This window comes from Winogradskyella algicola (assembly GCF_005869935.1).
GTDB lineage: Bacteria > Bacteroidota > Bacteroidia > Flavobacteriales > Flavobacteriaceae > Winogradskyella > Winogradskyella algicola.
The window spans coordinates 796,109-813,309 of record NZ_SZQF01000001.1; the positions used below are offsets into that span (position 1 = coordinate 796,109).

The 17,201-nt window shown below is 32.2% G+C and carries 20 protein-coding genes; 16 read left to right on the plus strand and 4 right to left on the minus strand.

What is annotated here, in order from left to right; genetic code table 11:
- The first annotated feature begins 1 nt into the window (after position 1).
- Both FC091_RS03490 and FC091_RS03495 read left to right on the plus strand, forming a co-directional pair.
- Positions 2-1,801, plus strand: coding sequence for a M56 family metallopeptidase (locus FC091_RS03490; RefSeq protein WP_138432881.1), 1,800 nt, complete (start codon positions 2-4; stop codon positions 1,799-1,801).
- Between the two features lie 93 nt (positions 1,802-1,894).
- Entirely contained in the window at positions 1,895-2,371 is a 477-nt protein-coding gene (locus FC091_RS03495; RefSeq protein WP_138432882.1) for a hypothetical protein, read from the plus strand.
- Positions 2,372-2,450: 79 nt separating this feature from the next.
- On the opposite strand, the gene FC091_RS03500 is transcribed toward FC091_RS03495, so the two are convergent.
- The 4 genes from FC091_RS03500 to FC091_RS03515 form a co-directional block, all read right to left on the minus strand.
- Positions 2,451-3,188 carry a Bax inhibitor-1/YccA family protein gene (locus FC091_RS03500; protein WP_138432883.1) on the minus strand — a complete coding sequence of 246 codons (738 nt, stop codon included), beginning with the start codon at positions 3,186-3,188 and terminating at the stop codon, positions 2,451-2,453.
- 1 nt (position 3,189) lies between these two features.
- Entirely contained in the window at positions 3,190-4,053 is an 864-nt protein-coding gene (locus tag FC091_RS03505) for a hypothetical protein (RefSeq protein WP_138432884.1), read from the minus strand.
- A gap of 89 nt (positions 4,054-4,142) precedes the next feature.
- Positions 4,143-5,291: a glycosyltransferase gene (locus FC091_RS03510; protein ID WP_138432885.1), complete on the minus strand. Its 1,149-nt coding sequence runs from the start codon at positions 5,289-5,291 to the stop codon at positions 4,143-4,145.
- A complete protein-coding gene (locus tag FC091_RS03515; RefSeq protein ID WP_138432886.1) occupies positions 5,288-6,256 on the minus strand; it encodes a lysylphosphatidylglycerol synthase domain-containing protein in 969 nt (322 codons plus the stop codon). Before FC091_RS03515 ends, FC091_RS03510 begins: the two co-directional genes overlap by 4 nt.
- 27 nt (positions 6,257-6,283) lie before the next feature.
- Here FC091_RS03515 and FC091_RS03520 point away from each other — a divergent pair, with 27 nt between their 5' ends.
- The 14 genes from FC091_RS03520 (at position 6,284) to FC091_RS03585 (ending at position 17,199) form a co-directional block, all read left to right on the plus strand.
- The gene (locus FC091_RS03520; RefSeq protein ID WP_138432887.1) at positions 6,284-6,922 is read left to right on the plus strand and encodes a cell envelope biogenesis protein OmpA; all 639 of its coding nucleotides are present in this window, start codon (positions 6,284-6,286) and stop codon (positions 6,920-6,922) included.
- 162 nt (positions 6,923-7,084) lie between these two features.
- Positions 7,085-7,600, plus strand: a complete 516-nt coding sequence (locus tag FC091_RS03525) for an energy transducer TonB (protein WP_138432888.1) — start codon at positions 7,085-7,087, stop codon at positions 7,598-7,600.
- Between the two features lie 17 nt (positions 7,601-7,617).
- On the plus strand, positions 7,618-8,196 hold the full coding sequence (gene ruvC, locus FC091_RS03530; protein ID WP_138432889.1) for a crossover junction endodeoxyribonuclease RuvC: 579 nt from the start codon (positions 7,618-7,620) through the stop codon (positions 8,194-8,196).
- A gap of 2 nt (positions 8,197-8,198) precedes the next feature.
- Positions 8,199-9,428, plus strand: a complete 1,230-nt coding sequence (hemW, locus tag FC091_RS03535) for a radical SAM family heme chaperone HemW (protein ID WP_394344061.1) — start codon at positions 8,199-8,201, stop codon at positions 9,426-9,428.
- A complete protein-coding gene (locus FC091_RS03540; protein WP_138432891.1) occupies positions 9,425-10,174 on the plus strand; it encodes a cyclase family protein in 750 nt (249 codons plus the stop codon). The genes hemW and FC091_RS03540 overlap by 4 nt, the downstream gene beginning before the upstream one ends.
- A 102-nt stretch (positions 10,175-10,276) precedes the next feature.
- Positions 10,277-10,885 carry a DUF4230 domain-containing protein gene (locus tag FC091_RS03545; protein WP_138432892.1) on the plus strand — a complete coding sequence of 203 codons (609 nt, stop codon included), beginning with the start codon at positions 10,277-10,279 and terminating at the stop codon, positions 10,883-10,885.
- A gap of 88 nt (positions 10,886-10,973) precedes the next feature.
- The gene (locus FC091_RS03550) at positions 10,974-11,333 is read left to right on the plus strand and encodes an MmcQ/YjbR family DNA-binding protein (RefSeq protein ID WP_138432893.1); all 360 of its coding nucleotides are present in this window, start codon (positions 10,974-10,976) and stop codon (positions 11,331-11,333) included.
- A gap of 139 nt (positions 11,334-11,472) precedes the next feature.
- The gene (locus FC091_RS03555; protein WP_138432894.1) at positions 11,473-11,871 is read left to right on the plus strand and encodes a hypothetical protein; all 399 of its coding nucleotides are present in this window, start codon (positions 11,473-11,475) and stop codon (positions 11,869-11,871) included.
- A gap of 119 nt (positions 11,872-11,990) precedes the next feature.
- Positions 11,991-12,401 carry a response regulator gene (locus FC091_RS03560; protein WP_138432895.1) on the plus strand — a complete coding sequence of 137 codons (411 nt, stop codon included), beginning with the start codon at positions 11,991-11,993 and terminating at the stop codon, positions 12,399-12,401.
- A gap of 97 nt (positions 12,402-12,498) precedes the next feature.
- A complete protein-coding gene (locus FC091_RS03565) occupies positions 12,499-13,038 on the plus strand; it encodes a heme NO-binding domain-containing protein (protein ID WP_138432896.1) in 540 nt (179 codons plus the stop codon).
- Between the two features lie 2 nt (positions 13,039-13,040).
- On the plus strand, positions 13,041-14,630 hold the full coding sequence (locus FC091_RS03570) for a sensor histidine kinase (RefSeq protein ID WP_138432897.1): 1,590 nt from the start codon (positions 13,041-13,043) through the stop codon (positions 14,628-14,630).
- 1 nt (position 14,631) lies between these two features.
- A complete protein-coding gene (locus FC091_RS03575) occupies positions 14,632-15,729 on the plus strand; it encodes an FIST signal transduction protein (RefSeq protein WP_138432898.1) in 1,098 nt (365 codons plus the stop codon).
- On the plus strand, positions 15,729-16,895 hold the full coding sequence (locus FC091_RS03580; RefSeq protein WP_246035788.1) for a sensor histidine kinase: 1,167 nt from the start codon (positions 15,729-15,731) through the stop codon (positions 16,893-16,895). Before FC091_RS03575 ends, FC091_RS03580 begins: the two co-directional genes overlap by 1 nt.
- Positions 16,882-17,199, plus strand: a complete 318-nt coding sequence (locus tag FC091_RS03585; RefSeq protein ID WP_171032446.1) for an Hpt domain-containing protein — start codon at positions 16,882-16,884, stop codon at positions 17,197-17,199. The genes FC091_RS03580 and FC091_RS03585 overlap by 14 nt, the downstream gene beginning before the upstream one ends.
- Positions 17,200-17,201: the final 2 nt, after the last annotated feature.

Sequence of the window (17,201 nt, forward strand, 5' to 3'; positions counted from 1 at the left end):
TATGTTGTACTCCATCATTCAAATTGTATTGTTTCAAACACTTTTTCTGCTAGTCTATGACTTGTTTTTAAGACGTGAAACCTTTTTTAATTATAACAGAATCTATCTATTGCTAACATCGGTTTTTTCTATTGTGTTACCATTTGTAAAACTTCCAGAATTAAGAAAAGTTACAACCCAAGAAACCGTAATAAGACTGCCAGAAATCTTTATTGGTGACGGTTCAAGCATCAATGCAAATCCATATTTGGCCGGACAAATAAATGAAGCTGCCATTACAAATTCACAATTACCAATATGGCAAATAGTGTTATACATCGGTATGGTATTAGCAGTACTAATGTTTGTGGTAAAAATTGCAAAACTCTATTTTATAAAAAACAATAATCCTAAGCGCTGGAAGGGAGATGTCCTTGTTGTTAATCTTCTTAAAAGTTCAGCTGCTTTTTCATTTTTTAACACCGTCTTTTTAGGAGATAATATACCAAGTTCCGAGAAGGACACCATATATCAACACGAATTGGTTCATGTTAGAGAAAAACACAGTTTAGATCTGTTATTTTTTGAAGTGCTAAGAATCCTCTTTTGGTTTAGTCCTTTGGTTTATATCTACCAAAATAGAGTTAAAGAATTGCACGAGTTTATTGCAGATGCCAACGCTGTAAAACATCAAGGTAAGTCTAATTATTATCAAAGTTTGTTACATCAAATATTAGACACTAACACGTTGTCTTTTACCAATACATTTTTTAAAAAATCATTAATCAAAAAACGAATTGTTATGTTACAAAAATCAAAATCTAGCCAAAAGAGTTTGCTTAAATATGCACTTATACTTCCTGTGATATTTGCAATGTTGGTTTATACATCAACAGAAGTTAAAGCACAAGAAAAATCTGATATTAAAACAGAAATGGATCAGGAGTTAACAGATGAAGAACTTCTAGAGATTTATTACAATGAGATTGTTAAAATGGAAGAAGAGAAAGTCGATTTTAAAGAAATAGCTAAATATGTTGGTGTAGGTGCAGAAGAATCTCTAGATAAATATATTGAATCTAGAGAAGATTATTTAAAAGCAATTGCTTTTGTGAGGTATATAGCAGATAGTATGCTAAAAAGAAAAAAAGCCGAAGGTACCCTATCAGATGAAGATATTGTTTCTTATGATAAAATGAAAGAGTTACCTCGTAAAAACTATAAGGGTTATTTAGAATGGAAAAAAACAGATGAGGCCAAACGAAAGTGGGAATCTTACACAGAAAATGGATCATTAAAACTATTTGTTGAGAATATGTCAAACAAAACCCAAGAAGAACAAAAACGCTTTGATGATTTAATGAAACAACTAGAAACAGATTCATATTACAAAAAGCTTATTGTTACTGATGGAAAAACTACCTTTGTTATTGATTCACCATTACTTACAGAAGAAGATAAAGTCGAAGTGATAGAAGTTCCATTTAGTGCTGTGGATGAAGTACCATCATATAAAGATTGTGAAAGTTTAATGTCAAAAGAAGAAAAAAAGCAATGCTTCAATGAGTTTATTAATGCTCATGTTAAAAAGCATTTCAATACAAATGTAGAGAAGAACATGGAGCTACAGAAAAAGCGAATTTTTGCACGTTTTTTAATAGATACAGATGGTAATGTAACCAGAATTCAAGCCAGAGCAGCTAGTAAGGTTTTAGAAGAAGAAGCAAAACGAGTTCTAAGCTTATTACCTCAATTTATACCAGGTCGTCAAAAAGGTGAGGTGGTTGCTGTTGCATTTTCTCTGCCAATAACTTTGAATTAAGAAATATAACTTAAGCTATATTTAACCAGGTATTTAGTAGATAGAAGTGTAAATCCTAAAAATATTGTACATTTCGCTATTAGAAATGTGCTAATGAACCGACTAGCTTGTTTTTTGTTAATTTTTCTGCTAACCGCTTGCGACTATTTTGAGAAGCAAAAAGTAAATTCAGAAGATTTACTCGAAGAAGAATTACAAACCTTCAATTGGAACGATGTAGACACGTATCCAACTTTCGATAATTGTGAGGCTATGACAACTAAAGAGGATAGTAGGGTTTGTTTTCAGAATACCTTATTACAGCACGTTAATGAGTATTTAGGAAGTCAGAACATCATAGTTTCAGAAGATGTTTATGATACCATTCGATTAAAATTAATCATTGACAACAAAGGACTTTTACAAATAGAAGATATTACCTTAAAACCAGAAACCGAATATCAAATTCCTCATATAGATAGTTTATTGCGTCAAAGTTTAAAAGGTGTACCAAAAATATTTCCTGCTATAAAAAGAGGACAGCAAGTTACAACAGCTTTTGAGTTGCCTGTTATAGTTAAGATAGATTAGTTTGTTAGTAGTTAGTGGTTGTAAATCAATTAGATGAAAACAGAAAAAACTTCGCGTCTTTGCGCCATAGCGAGAAAAACTAAAACCGTATCGCCAATTTCTGCATCAATCGCAACACTTCTACATACAACCAAATAAGCGTTGCTAAAAGTCCCCAAGTAGCTAACCACTCTTTGTATTTTGGTGCTCTATTTTTGTAACGCTCTATGTAATCAAAATCTAAAAGCAGTGCAAAGGATGCAACAATAGCTGCTAAAATATTAAAGACAATGGCAAACCAAGAGGTGCCTCTGATGTAGGTTTTTATACCAAAAAAGCTCAATATCCAAGAAATAAGATAAGTAACCATTATACTTATTGTGGCAGTAATTATAACACTTCGTAGCTTTTTGGTTACAACAATAACTCTAAATTGATATAGCAAAAGCATTACAAAAAATGTAATGATGGTTACTCCAATAGCTTGGTATGGTAATTCAGGAAAATTTCGGTGTGCATAAGACGAAAAGCCACCTAAAAAAAAGCCTTTGGCAATAACGTAAAGCGGTACTAAAATATGTGCCCAGTTTTGCCTTACAGAAATTAAAACACTCACAACTACTGCGCCTAACATACCACCTAATGTAAACCAGCGCATTGGAGTTCCGGCTTCGTTAAGTTTCCACAAGTATCCTGTAATAGCAGCAATAACTAAAATACCAATCATGGATTTAAAGAAAATACCAGCAACAGACATGGTTTTTGAAGATGATTTGCCATCATCCCAAAAATAACCATTAAAAACAGGGTTAGAGGTTTTAAAATTTCTTAGGCTCATTTTACAAGTTGAATTTATAACCAACCGCAATATCTGTGGAGAAGTTTCCTTGGTTGTCTAAAAGAAGTGCAAATAACTCACCATAAATTATAGTGATATAACTGTTACTTCCTACTTTAATATCAGAGCCAACACCAAAAATAAAAGGAATGTCAAACGAGGTTTCGCTTGATTCAATTTCCATATCGCTTTCGTTTAGGAATGTAACATTAGAAAGGTTGAGTGTTGCTAATTTTACTTGTCCATAAATTGAAAATGTTTCCTTGTTTATAAATCTGTAACGATATCCTAACGAAAATTCTGTAGTACTGTAAGGAAAATCATCACTTTCAAAAGCGTGTCTAGCTTGCAAAAAACCAGAGTGTCTTGGTAAAACATTAGCTTCATAAATTTCTAATTCAGCACCAAGCATTGGTGTTTTAGTGTTATCAGGATTACCAACAAATGGATTATTTGTAATTCCACCAGAAAACCCAAGTCTAAACTGAACACTACTTTCAGTACTCGTAGAAGTGTAGTTAGAATCTACAGAAGCATTATAACTGTCTATATAGTTCCTAAGGCTGTAAAGCGTTAATTTTAGCTTGTCTGTAGGTATGCCATTGGTAAGGCTGCTAAGTGTAGATTTATATTCTTCTTGATAATCATTATTATCGTCTTTGGTATTCTTCAGTTCAGTAATACTGCCATCTTCAGTTTTAACAAAATAACGGTATTTACCATCAATAACATTCCAAAGTAAATCGAGTTTGCCGTTAATTTCGGTTTTAAGTTCTAAGGATTCACCATTAACGGTGTAGGTTTCCTGACTATAATTCAACTGAAAAGCCAGACAGAACAGTATTGCAAAAAGAATTTTTTTCATTTGTTCGTTTTTAAGTGATTTGCGGTATATCAACTACTCATTACAGGTGTTGGTTTCAGTAAAGCTATTAAAAATATCTTAAGAAATGGTTACTTTTTAAAAGTTCTACCTTTCCATTTGTATGGCTTAAAAAGCGATAGTACAACAATGTATACGCTAAAGAAAGGATAAATTAGGCAAGACCAAATGTATGAAAACAAGACGTTTTCTTGTTTAAAAAAACGTGAGGTTTTAAATAATAAGAGAAAATCAATACTGAATTTTATTACCAATAAAGCAATTACAATTCTTGTTGGTATGAATCCAAAAAATAAAAGCGGAAGTACTGTGATACAAGCAAGATTTCCTAAAAAAATAACGAGTCCAACTAACTTTGAAAACCAATTAGGATTATGGCTTGTTTTAGAAGCCCAGCGTAATCGTTGTTGAATTAAAGTGCGGCGGTTTGAAACAGGTTTTGTAGTTACTATGGCTTTATCAGATTTTAAATAAAAGACTTTTTTAGAATTAGCGTTTTTGAATTTCTCAAGTAGAAAAATGTCGTCGCCACTAGCCAAATTGTCGTTGCCACTAAAACCATCTACGGATTGAAATATAGATTTTTTATACCCAAAATTAGCACCATTACATAGAAAAGGAAGTTTAAGACCAAAACCACCAATATTAGCACCTTGTAAACTTAAAACATCAAGTATTTGAAAACGTTTTAAAAAGGAACTGCCATCATTGTAAGTCACTGGAGCAACAATACAATTTGGTTGGTGAGTTTGAATACATTCATCATAAGTGTCTAGCCAATATTTTGGTAAAACGCAATCTGCATCTGTGGTAATAATCCAATCGTGTTTTGCGATTTTGATTGCTGTAGAAATAGCGTCTTTTTTTGGGGAATTAGTAACACTATTGTTCTTTATAACCTTAATGATGTCAGTTCGAGTATCACGCTTTTTTCGTGATGTATCGAGAACGTTTTGGATCAATTCAACTGAATTATCTTTAGAATCATCATCAACCAAAATAATTTCGAACATTGTCTTAGGGTAATTCAACCTATGTATTGAGTTCAATAGTTCACGTAAATTTTCAGCCTCATCTTTAAAAGGAATAACAACAGAAAACTTAGTTTTTGGTTCTAAATCCTGAAGCTCAAAATCTTCAACCTTGTCAAAACCATAGATGAAACCAACTATAAAAATTAAATAGACAATTACAATTGTTATGAGTGTTGTAGAAATCATGCTTTGGTTTTAGGGAGTTTAAAATTTAAAACAAAATAGCTGCCAAGCACGCTAGGGATGGCAAAATTTATTATCCACATAATTAAAACAATGCATAAAATGGTTAGCTCATCTACACCAATATGACTAAATAAAAAAACAGCCACACTTCCTTTTATTACAACATCGAATATAGAAATTGTTGGTATTATAGAAGCTAATAGATACATACTTGTGATAACAACCATATCGTCATAGTAGCTGAGGTTAACTTCAAAAATTGTTAACAGATAATAAAATTGAAATGAAAAAATAAGGTATCGTAATAGTGATAAGATAATATTACTTACTTGCACTTTTAATGGTATATTTTTAATATAATCTATAATTTGATTAACAGAATATCCTCTAATATTAAAGCGTTTATACTTCATTCCGAAAATAGCAAAAACAGATATTAATAAAATTAAAGCACCAAATCTTACGACTTTATAATAATCAACTTCTAGTTGATAGCGATTAATAAAAATTACTAATCCTATAACACCAAAAAGGGTTGTTATGGTCATTTGCCCAATATTACCCAAGAGATTAAGTAGTAAAACACGTTTTCTATAGGTTTTGGTAAAGTAGGCAGCTTTTGCACCATAATCGCCAATTCGGTTTGGTGTAATTAGCGATGCTGTTAGACCACCAAGACTTTGCTCTAAAGCGTCTTTAAAAGAAATTGATTTAATAGTTTTAACTAAAGTTTTCCATTTCAAAATTTCAAAAAACCAATTAAAACCACTTAAAATGACTAAAAAAATGATGTTTATTGTTGAAAAAGTCTTGTTTTCTTTCAAAAAAGCTATAAAATCACTCAGATGAAGTTGCCCATTTTCGGTGAGTTTTGAATAAATAAAATAAAATGCACCAACAACAATGCTTAACTTAATCAGCACAAAGAAGAATTGCTTAGTTTTGTAAGGCACATTGTTGTACATACTGCAAATTAAACCAAAAACTCACACATGAAACTTAATTTAAAACAATACCTTTTTTTAGTTAGTGTCTTATGTATTGCGTTACATAGTAATGCGCAATTCAAAGCTACAAGCAAATGGAAAGCTCTTTTTGCTGTGGGTTTTAATTATCCTACAACAGATGGTTTTGTAGATGGTACATATGCTCAATCCCTAAACTTTCCTACCGTAAATATTGGTGTACAACACATGTTTAAGCGTACATATGGAGTAAAATTAGATTATGGTTTTAATCGTTTTAGCAATGATGATGAATCACCGGAGTTTAAGATAAATTACTCGCGAATAAACGCACAATTTGTATTTGACCCTACAGAATATTTAGGTTTTTTACCACCACGTTTAAGAACCATTTTGCATGCAGGGCCAGGATTTAGTTTCGCAAAACCTTTGGGTGGTTTAGAAGATAACAAGCAGTCTTATTTAAATCTATTAGGTGGTTTAGAATTACACTATGCTATTAACGAAAAAGTATCTGTTTATACAGATCTGGCATATATTTATGGTTTAACATCTTTAGAAGAATATGATCCTGCCATAAGTGGGCTAGGTGCATTCAACGGAAGTGTATTCAATGTTACTTTTGGTATTGCTGTATCGCTAAGTGGTTGTCAGTATTGTGATTAAATAACTCAAAATAAATTATAGACTTGATTTAGATAAAGTTGAAATAATTTTTGAGACTTTTGAAATATTAGTTTTCAGTAAAAAACAATCTTATGTTATTAAAAAACAAAATGAAGTTAATAGTTTGTGTAAGTGTTTTAATGGCTATGACTAGCCTTAGTTATGCACAGGAAAAAAAAATCAGAAAATGAGCCAATAGAAGAAGTAGAAGAAATAGAAGAAGAGGTAGAAGAAGAATTTCAGGAGGTCGAAATTTTAGAAATAACTTCTAATGAAGAATCAGATTTTATTCCTTTTTATGTCGTGGATGAAGTGCCTTATCTATCAGATTGTAAAAGTATTAAAGAAAAAAAGAAAAGAAAGACGTGTGTACAGGAGTATATCCAAATGCATGTAATGCGAAAATTTAACTCGGAAGTAATTGAAGGATTAGGACTTGCAGCAGGTAAAAAACGCATTTTTGCACAATTTAAAATTGATAAACAAGGTAAGGTTATTAATGTATTAGCAAGAGGACCACATCCTGTATTAGAGAGAGAAGTAGAAAGAGTCATTAACCTTTTGCCTGAGTTTACACCAGGAATACATCAAGGTGAGACTGTAATTGTAGCATATTCTTTGCCTATTATTTTTACTGTTGAAGAATATGAGGTGAAGGATGATCAGCAGAAAAACTAATACTTGTTAGACTTTAAATGGGTAAAGAAAAGATAATATTAGGTATAGATCCAGGAACAACTATAATGGGATTTGGACTCATTAAAGTGATTGGTAAGCAGATGCAGTTTATGCAGCTCAACGAATTGCATCTTAAAAAGTACGATGATCATTACCTGAAACTTAAACTCATTTTTGAGCGTACCGTAGAACTCATCGATACCTATCATCCAGATGAAATAGCCATAGAAGCTCCTTTCTTTGGTAAGAATGTACAGAGTATGCTAAAACTTGGTCGCGCTCAAGGTGTTGCCATGGCAGCAGGATTATCTCGCGAAGTGCCTATTACAGAGTATTCGCCCAAGAAAATTAAAATGGCAATTACGGGCAATGGTAATGCCAGTAAAGAACAGGTGGCAAAGATGTTACAAAGCACACTCAATCTAAAAGAGTTGCCAAAAAATCTCGATTCTACAGATGGATTAGCGGCAGCGGTTTGTCATTTTTATAATCAAGGTCGCGTTGAGGTTGGTAAAAGTTATACAGGCTGGGCAGCTTTTGTAAAACAGAATGAAAATCGAATAGAAAAGCCCCTTAATCCCCAAAGGGGAAAATAAATATAATGGATAAACAATCAAAAAAAGGATTGAGTTATCGTTCTTCCCCTTTGGGGAAGTTAGAACGGGCTGGAGGCATCTACATACATATTCCTTTTTGTAAACAAGCTTGTTATTACTGTGATTTTCATTTTTCAACATCAATGAAAAAGAAAGATGAATTGGTAAGCGCTTTAGTAAAAGAGCTACAGTTACGTAAAGATGAATTCAAAAACATTGAAGTACAAACTATCTATTTTGGTGGAGGAACCCCTAGCCTATTGACGAATGACGAATTAAGATTATTGATTGAAGAAGTTTATAAAAATTACAAGGTAATTAATAATCCCGAAATCACGCTCGAAGCCAATCCAGATGATTTGATAGGAACTCAGCTGTCACCTCGAGCGCAGTCGAGAGGTCTTTACGAAAATTATAGAAGTATTGGTATTAACAGACTAAGTATAGGTATTCAATCATTTTTTGAGAGTGATTTAAAATTGATGAATCGTGCGCACAATGCCCAAGAAGCAAAAGAATGTTTGTCTGTAGCAACGCAATACTTCGATAATATTTCAATCGATTTAATTTACGGAATTCAAGGGGCATCACATACACAATGGCTTCAAAATATTGATATAGCATTGAGTTATAATGTTCCTCATATTTCGAGTTATGCATTAACAGTTGAGCCCAAAACAGCTTTGGCGTCATTTATAAAAAAAGGAATAATAGATGATGTAAACGATGAGCAAGCACATGAACAATTTCATTTGCTCAAGGCTAAACTTGAAGATTCAGGCTTTGTACATTATGAGCTTTCTAACTTTGGTAAAGAAGGTTACTTTAGTAAAAATAATTCTGCCTATTGGCAAGGTAAACCTTATATGGGAATTGGGCCATCTGCACACTCTTTTAATGGTAAACAACGTGGTTGGAATGTTAGAAATAATACTAAGTACATCAAAACAATAGAACAAAACGAGCTGCCAATTGAGATTGAAACTTTAACCACAACAGACCGTTACAACGAGTATATAATGACAGGTTTAAGAACCATTTGGGGAGTGTCTTTAGATAAGGTTGAAAAAGATTTTGGAAAAACTTATAAAGAATACCTAAAAGAACAAGCCGAAACTTTTATAAACCAACATTTATTGTATATTGATGATAAGCACATACGCGTCACTAAAAAAGGACAGTTTTTAAGTGACGGTATTGCGAGCCAACTCTTTAAACTTAATTTAGCGTGATTGCACAAATTCAATACAATTCTAGAAAACTAAAAATAGATTTAACCAAACCTTTAGACATATCAATACCAATAACGAATGGTGCTTCAAATGTTAATGCTTGGTATATTGGTCCGCCAAAAATAGAACCTGAGGTTTTTGAGGAGGATGTGATTAGTGTAGAAAATGGTGCGTCGGTTAATTTTAATAGGATTACTTTTAATCCACATTCTCACGGTACACATACAGAAACTGTGGGTCATATAACAAAAGAAAAATACTCTATAAATAAACATTTAAAGCGATTTTTCTTTTTGGCTGAAGTGATTACCGTAGCACCAGAAAAACAAGGTGAAGATTACGTAATTTCTGCAAAACAGCTGCAATTTGCAATAGGAAACAAAAAGCGAGAGGCATTGGTAGTAAGAACAATACCAAATACCAAAGACAAAAAAACAAAACAATACTCTGATACTAATTGGACATACTTTGAAGAAGATGCTATTAAGTTTTTGGTAAAAAAGGGAATTAAACATTTATTAATTGATTTGCCAAGCGTCGATAGAGAGGAAGATGGTGGCGAGCTAAAAGCACACAACGCATTTTGGAACACAAAAGGCGTTATAAGAAAAGATGCAACTATTACAGAGTTTATCTATGTATCCAATAAGATTGAAGATGGAGCTTATATGCTAAATCTTCAGATTGCACCTTTTGAAAATGATGCTACGCCAAGTAAACCTGTGCTGTATAAAATATTAGATTAGATAAGTTACATCTTGTCATGCTGAATTTATTTTAGTATCAGTGACTTGATAGGAAGCATAGCAATGTGACGAGGGCACGATAAAAGTGTCTCAATAATACATATGGAAACATTTTTTATAATAATCATTAGCGTCCTGGTAACACTGGGTTTGGTTACCATTTTTAGACAATGGAAAATTAAAAAGAAAACCAGTGAACAATCTATCGTTTTGTTAGATAAAATAAAACGTGTTTGTAAATTTATTACTGTAGAAGGGGATTTTGCAGAGATTTATCACTATGAAGATGTAAAAGAAAAATTCTTAAAGCTTATATCTAGTAGAAAGAAAGCTTTGGTAGTCATTAATGCTAAGGCACATGTTGGTTTCGATTTAAGTAAAGTGCAGATGCGTTCAGATTTAAAATCCAAAACAGTAGTGCTTTCACATTTTCCACAACCAGAAGTTTTGTCTATAGAAAGTGATATCAACTACTACGATAAGCAAGATGGTATGTTTAATAAATTTGAAGCATCAGATCTTACTGAACTTCATACCAAAGCCAAAGAACATATTATGGATAAAATTCCAGAAAGTGGCTTGTATAATGTTGCGAAATTAGAAGCCTTGGAAGCTATACAGCTCATAGAAAATCTTGTGCAAACCATAGGCTGGACTTTAGATTATTCAGGTTTAAAAGTTGAAGGAGAAGACAAAAAGCTCTTAAAATAGTATTTGTCATTGCCAGGACGATGGGACGTGGCAATCTATAGCTAAAAGGTATTAATTTAATAAGATCCCTGCCATCGCAGGAAGTTGTATGAACATAGAAGACTACAGAAATTACTGCATGCAGAAGAAGGAAGTTACAGAACACTTTCCTTTTGATGATGATGTTTTGGTTTTTAAAGTTTGCCACAAAATGTTTGCGTTAGCGTCTTTATCTAAGTGGGAAAAAGGAGAAGGTTTTATAAACCTTAAGTGCAACCCAGATTATGCCGAAGAACTACGTGCAGAGTATGATAGTGTTACACCTGGTTACCATATGCACAAAAAACTATGGAACAGTATTAAAATTCACGACACAGATCTATCTACACAACTCATTCTACAACTCATAGACCATTCTTATGATGAGGTAGTAAAAGGGCTTCCTAAAAAAGTAAGAGATAGTTTATAGCTGTTACACTGTATGTTAGATTAAAGACAATGATCTTCCACTCGTCGCTTACAAATGTTTACTCGTCTAAAAACAATCTTTTATGAGAAGTTGGGATTTTAAATTTGTCATATCAAACAATCAAAGTCCCTCAAAAGCCATGAGTAATATATTGACATTTTTTTCATTAACACTAACACAAATAGGAGTCTACTTGTATTTAAAGAATAGTTTAAAAGACTTTATAGAAAACTTTATACAAAATTATTCAATAGATAAAAAATCAACTGAAGTTAAGATACAGAAGATAGAAGCTCAAAAGAAGATTAAACCTAAAACGATTACTTATGAAGTTGAAGATAATAATCACGTTATTTTAAATAAAACCTTAAGGCATTTAGAGTTTATATCTCAGTTTGAAATGTATTTAGAAGAAAAGCATTACAAAAACTTCTCAATAGAGTTTCTACAAGAGTTTGAAAAAATAAAGCACGAAGCACAGATAACAACAATAAAAACTACTAATAAGCTTAATTGCCAAGGATCTATAGCTGCTTAGCTAAAAACCATTCGTCGACACTTATCTACCATCCAGCGAAAGTAAACCTCTATCAACCGAATAAAGGTGGTCGTATTCTTCATTTCAATGTAACTTGCGATGTTACAATTTAGCTAAATATGAAAAATCTTAAGGTTTTACTAATAGAAGATGATATGATAGAGGTAATGAAGCTCGGCAGAGCAACTTCATCTTTAAATCTTAATCATAAGATTATAGAAGCTAATAATGGTGAAGAAGCACTTAAACTCTTAGAAGAAAAAGATAAGCTTCCAGATATTATTCTTTTAGATCTAAACATGCCAAAAATCAATGGAATAGAATTTCTTAAGATTCTAAAAGCAGATGATAGATTAAAATATATACCAACTATAATTCTTACAACATCAAATAACCAACGTGATCTTTTAGAATGTTACAAGATAGGAGTGGCAGGTTATGTACTAAAACCTCTAAAATACGAAGATTATGTTTCTAAAATTGAAAAATTATTAGGATATTGGAGTATTAACGAATTAATCACAGTTTAGTTAATATATTTTTCACAATCTTCTTTAAACATTTGTAAAAAGTGATTTGATTTTCTGTGGTTAAAAATGCCCTTTTTTGAACATAAAAAACAAACCTATGAAAGGTATAATCTTTACCGAATTTTTAGAACTAGTTGAGGAAAAATTTGGCCTAGCAATGGTAGATAAAATCATCAATCAGTCTAATTTAGAGTCTGACGGAGTCTATACATCTGTTGGGACTTATGAATTTTCAGAAATGCTACAACTCATTTCACACTTAAGCGAAAATACAGATATAGCAATAGATGATTTGCTAATGGTGTACGCCGAGCATCTCTTTAAGGCGCTAATAAAGTCGCATCCTAACTTAGTATCGCACTATAAAGATCCAATGAGTTTATTAGCTTCAATAGAAAATCATATTCATGTTGAGGTAAAGAAGATATATCCAGATGCTCAATTACCAACTTTTGAGTTAGAAGAGAAAACTGAAGACAAAATGGTAATGGTATATAAGTCTGATAAGGCATTGTATATGTTAGGAAAAGGCTTAATGTTAGAGACATTTAAGCTTTTTAATGTACCAGCAAATATTGACATGGAAAAACTTAATGATCAAGGAACAGAAGTTAGGTTTTTTATCAATAAAGCTTAAATATGAGCCAAGAAGAAGTAGATATTCTCAAAAGAACACTTGCAAGAGAAAGAGCTTCTAGAAAAGCAGCAGAAGAGATTTTGGAAGCAAAATCTGCAGAATTATATGAGCTAAACCAAAAACTAGAAGCCTCTCACAAAGAACTTACCACTTTATATTCTAAAACCAACTCTCAATTACAAGGTGTTTTTGAAAACATAGCAGACGCCTATGTGATTATGGACCTTTGGGGAAATGTTCTAAAAATGAACCAGGCAGCTACAGATTTATTAGGATTCAATGCTAAGAAAGAAGACATTAATTTAATGAATCTTGTGCGTGAAGATGAAGTAAGCCGTGTTGCCCCTTCATTTAAGAGGTTATTGGAAAAAGGATCTATAACAGATTTTAAAGTTAATATCAAAACTAAAAACAGCGAGCAAAAACTAGTTCATATTAATGCAAGTACAATTTACGAAGACGGAAGGGCAGTTGCGGCTCAAGGTATTGTTAGAGACATCACTTTAGAGAATAAATACCAGCAAGCACTTGTTGCAGAGAAGCAAAAATACGGCAACATTATCGCTAACATGAATCTTGGACTCGTTGAGGTAAATAATAATGATGAAATTTTGATGGTTAATCAAAGTTTTGAAGAGATGTCAGGTTACACTGAAGAAGAATTATTAGGTAAAAAAGGCGGAGACGTTTTTCAAGCAGATAAGGATAATGATGTTATAAAAAGAGAAAATGAAAAGCGAATTAAAGGTGAGTCTAATTCCTATGAATTAAAGGTTAAAAATAAATCAGGAGATATTAGATATTGGTTAATCAGTGGTGCACCCAATTATGATTTAAAAGGTAATACAATAGGTTCAATAGGTATACACTTAGATATAACAGAGCTTAAAAATTTAGAATTTCAAAAAGAAAAATTACTTCAAAAACTAGAAAAAAGTAATGAAGAATTACAAGAGTATGCGCATATAGTCTCTCACGATTTAAAATCACCTCTAAGAAGTATAGATGCATTAATAAGCTGGTTAAAAGAAGATAATAAAGATACACTTGATGATGTAAGCCTTCGAAACATTGGCCTTATTGAAACAACGTTAGAAAAAATGGAGCAGTTGATCTCAGACATCTTAAATTATTCTAGTGTTGCCTCAGATAACACCGAGTCTGAACCAGTAAATACACATTTGTTGGTAGAAGACTTGCTCAAAATCTTATACATACCAGAGCAAATTAATATAAAATTGATTAATCCTTTACCTGTTGTAAATGGTGATAAAACTAAACTTCAACAAGTGTTTCAAAATTTAATTAGTAATGCTGTTAAGTTTAATGATAAAGAAAAAGGATATGTAGAAATTGGCGCAAAAGAAGATGGTAAATATTATAGATTTTCTATTAAAGACAACGGTATTGGTATAGAGCCCCAATTTCATGAAAAAGTTTTTAAAATTTTCCATTCACTAAATAAAAGTAAAGATTCAACAGGTATAGGTCTTTCCTTAGTTAAGAAAATTATTAATCTCCATGACGGTAAAATATGGTTAGAGAGTAAGCCAGGTGAGGGCACCACATTTTACTTTACCCTAAAAAAATAATATGTTAATAACTACTAAAAATACAGCAGAAATTGCAGAAGCAATTTCAAATCATGTTGGTAAAAATGCTGCATTGATAACAATCGGTGAGCACACAGAAATAGATATAAATGCACTTATTAGTCAGCTTAATAATTCTGATGTTAAGTTTATGGGTGGGCTTTTCCCAAAAGTCATTCATGGCAACTCTATTTTAGATAAAGGTATCGTTGTTAATACACTCAACAATTTAGATTCTATGTTTTTAGTTAAAAACATAAGTACAAAGGATTATACAATCCCTAATGTTGTTTTTAATAAAAATCAAGATTACAGTCTATTTACTTATGTCGATGGTTTAACGTCCAATATTTCTCATTATTTAAGCGAGCTCTATGAAAACTATGGGATGCAGACTAACTATTTTGGTGGTGGTGCAGGTAGTTTATCATTAGAGCAACAGCCCTGTGTTTTTAATAACGATGGTATTTTTCAGGATGCTGCTGTATTTGCAATTATGAAAATGTCTTCAAGAATTGGTGTGAGACATGGATGGAGTAAAATAGAAGGGCCATTTATTGTTACAAGTGCAGAGGGTAACGTTATAAAAGAAATTAATTGGCAAAACCCTTTTGAAGTCTATAAGGAAGTTGTGGAAGCACATTCTGGCAAAACCTTTACCGATGATAATTTCTTTGATATAGCAAAAGGATATCCTTTTGGTATTTTAAAAGATGATGCAGAATGTATCGTTAGAGATCCACTAATGGTAAACGAAAAAGGCGAATTAATTTGTGTCGGTGAGTTAGAAGATAATGCGGTTGTTGATATCTTAAACGGTGATAAAGATTCCTTGATAGATGCGGCCAAATCAGCAGCTGAGGATAGTGTAAAAAAGGCATCTGTGCCAAGAAAAGCAATTCTAATAGACTGTATATCCAGGATTTTATTCTTAGAAGATAATTTTGATAAAGAACTAAAGGCCATAACAAGTACCTTAGAAAATAGTTTTGATAACATATCAATTGGTGGTGCATTAACCTTAGGCGAAATTTCTTCTTATGGAGAAGGCTTCTTAGAGTTTTATAATAAGACTATAGTTGTGGGCTTGTTTGAATAATGAGAATTGAAAACCACATATTAGATATTCTTCAGCTTTACGAGTATGCTATGGCGATAGGCAAATCGTTAGATTACAAGGAGAGTTGCGATTTGTTTTTAAAGCTTTTACTCAAAAGAAAAAACCTCAATGCTGCATGGATTATAGAGCCCAAAGATAACATGTTGCAATCTACCTATGCCATTCCTTTTGGTGAAGAAATTAATATAAAAAAAGATGATGAAGCCTCTGGGTTTTTAGATACTATTGATTTTGGTAAAATAATAACAGTTAATAAAGCTATTTCCAGAATAGCACCAATACCGATAGAAGAAGGAAAGATGGCAATTTTCAACTTAGATGCACAAGGTTATCTGTTCTTGTATTCTAAAAAAAATAATATTAGTAATAAGGATTTATCGCAGTTAGAACCAGTGATCAAAAAGTTTACTATTAATTTAAAGGCATGTAAGGCTTTTAAAGAACAAGAACAGTTACTTCACAACCTAGAGATGCAAAACCAAGAGCTTAGTGATTATGCACACATGGTGTCTCACGATCTAAAATCACCACTTCGTAGTGTAGATACACTTGCATCTTGGCTAATTGAAGACAATAAAGGTAAGCTAGATGATCATTGTAGTGCACAACTTGGTTTAATTCGTTCTAATGTAGAGAAAATGGACGCCTTAATTAATGGTATCTTAGACTATTCTACTATTGGTAAAAACCAAATAGAAACTTATAAAGTAGATCTTAATGTATTGCTTAAAGACGTACTTAATTTGATGGAGATACCTAGCCATATTTCTATCGACATAGCAGAACTGCCAACTATATTAGGTGATAAGTATAGGTTACAGCAATTGTTTCAGAATTTAATTAGCAACGCTGTAAAATATAACGACAAGCCTAAAGGTTTAATTGAGATTGGTGTAGAAGACAAAAAGCAATTTTGGGAATTCTACATAAAAGACAACGGAAAAGGAATAGACGAAGCTTACTTTAAAAAGATATTTAAGGTCTTTGAGAAGCTAGAAAACACACAAGATTCAACAGGAGTTGGTCTTTCTATAGTAAAGAAAATAGTAGATTTATATGGTGGAAAAATCTGGTTAACATCAGAGCTAGGTGTAGGAACCACATTTTATTTCACTTTAAAAAAACATAATGATGGAACAGCCTAATTTATCCTACATAGAAAGTATGTCTGGAGGAGATAAAGCATTTGAGCAAAAACTTATAGATATAATTCAAAATGAGTTTCCCGGAGAGAAGCAGGTGTACTTCGATAATCTTAGTGCTGGTAATTTTAAAGCTGCCGCAGAAAACGTTCATAAACTTAAGCATAAAATTAGTATTTTAGGCCTCACAAAGAGTTATGAAGTTGCTGTAGACTATGAGCACAATCTCCTAGAAAATAGCGCAGAAGGCAAAATAGAATTTGAAGCTATTTTGCAAAACATGACCATTTTTTTAGAGACCCTTTAATC

Excerpts from the sequence above, each read along its gene's own strand:
- FC091_RS03585 (WP_171032446.1), top strand. The coding sequence starts at position 16,882 with ATGGAACAGCCTAATTTATCCTACATAGAAAGTATGTCTGGAGGAGAT.
- FC091_RS03525 (WP_138432888.1), top strand. The coding sequence starts at position 7,085 with ATGCACAGGAAAAAAAAATCAGAAAATGAGCCAATAGAAGAAGTAGAA.
- FC091_RS03490 (WP_138432881.1), top strand. The coding sequence starts at position 2 with ATGTTGTACTCCATCATTCAAATTGTATTGTTTCAAACACTTTTTCTG.
- FC091_RS03495 (WP_138432882.1), top strand. The coding sequence starts at position 1,895 with ATGAACCGACTAGCTTGTTTTTTGTTAATTTTTCTGCTAACCGCTTGC.
- FC091_RS03520 (WP_138432887.1), top strand. The coding sequence starts at position 6,284 with ATGAAACTTAATTTAAAACAATACCTTTTTTTAGTTAGTGTCTTATGT.
- FC091_RS03575 (WP_138432898.1), top strand. The coding sequence starts at position 14,632 with ATGTTAATAACTACTAAAAATACAGCAGAAATTGCAGAAGCAATTTCA.
- FC091_RS03545 (WP_138432892.1), top strand. The coding sequence starts at position 10,277 with ATGGAAACATTTTTTATAATAATCATTAGCGTCCTGGTAACACTGGGT.
- FC091_RS03565 (WP_138432896.1), top strand. The coding sequence starts at position 12,499 with ATGAAAGGTATAATCTTTACCGAATTTTTAGAACTAGTTGAGGAAAAA.
- FC091_RS03515 (WP_138432886.1), bottom strand. The coding sequence starts at position 6,256 with ATGTACAACAATGTGCCTTACAAAACTAAGCAATTCTTCTTTGTGCTG.
- FC091_RS03510 (WP_138432885.1), bottom strand. The coding sequence starts at position 5,291 with ATGATTTCTACAACACTCATAACAATTGTAATTGTCTATTTAATTTTT.
- FC091_RS03500 (WP_138432883.1), bottom strand. The coding sequence starts at position 3,188 with ATGAGCCTAAGAAATTTTAAAACCTCTAACCCTGTTTTTAATGGTTAT.
- FC091_RS03580 (WP_246035788.1), top strand. The coding sequence starts at position 15,729 with ATGAGAATTGAAAACCACATATTAGATATTCTTCAGCTTTACGAGTAT.
- FC091_RS03550 (WP_138432893.1), top strand. The coding sequence starts at position 10,974 with ATGAACATAGAAGACTACAGAAATTACTGCATGCAGAAGAAGGAAGTT.
- FC091_RS03555 (WP_138432894.1), top strand. The coding sequence starts at position 11,473 with ATGAGTAATATATTGACATTTTTTTCATTAACACTAACACAAATAGGA.
- FC091_RS03560 (WP_138432895.1), top strand. The coding sequence starts at position 11,991 with ATGAAAAATCTTAAGGTTTTACTAATAGAAGATGATATGATAGAGGTA.
- FC091_RS03570 (WP_138432897.1), top strand. The coding sequence starts at position 13,041 with ATGAGCCAAGAAGAAGTAGATATTCTCAAAAGAACACTTGCAAGAGAA.
- ruvC (WP_138432889.1), top strand. The coding sequence starts at position 7,618 with ATGGGTAAAGAAAAGATAATATTAGGTATAGATCCAGGAACAACTATA.
- FC091_RS03505 (WP_138432884.1), bottom strand. The coding sequence starts at position 4,053 with ATGAAAAAAATTCTTTTTGCAATACTGTTCTGTCTGGCTTTTCAGTTG.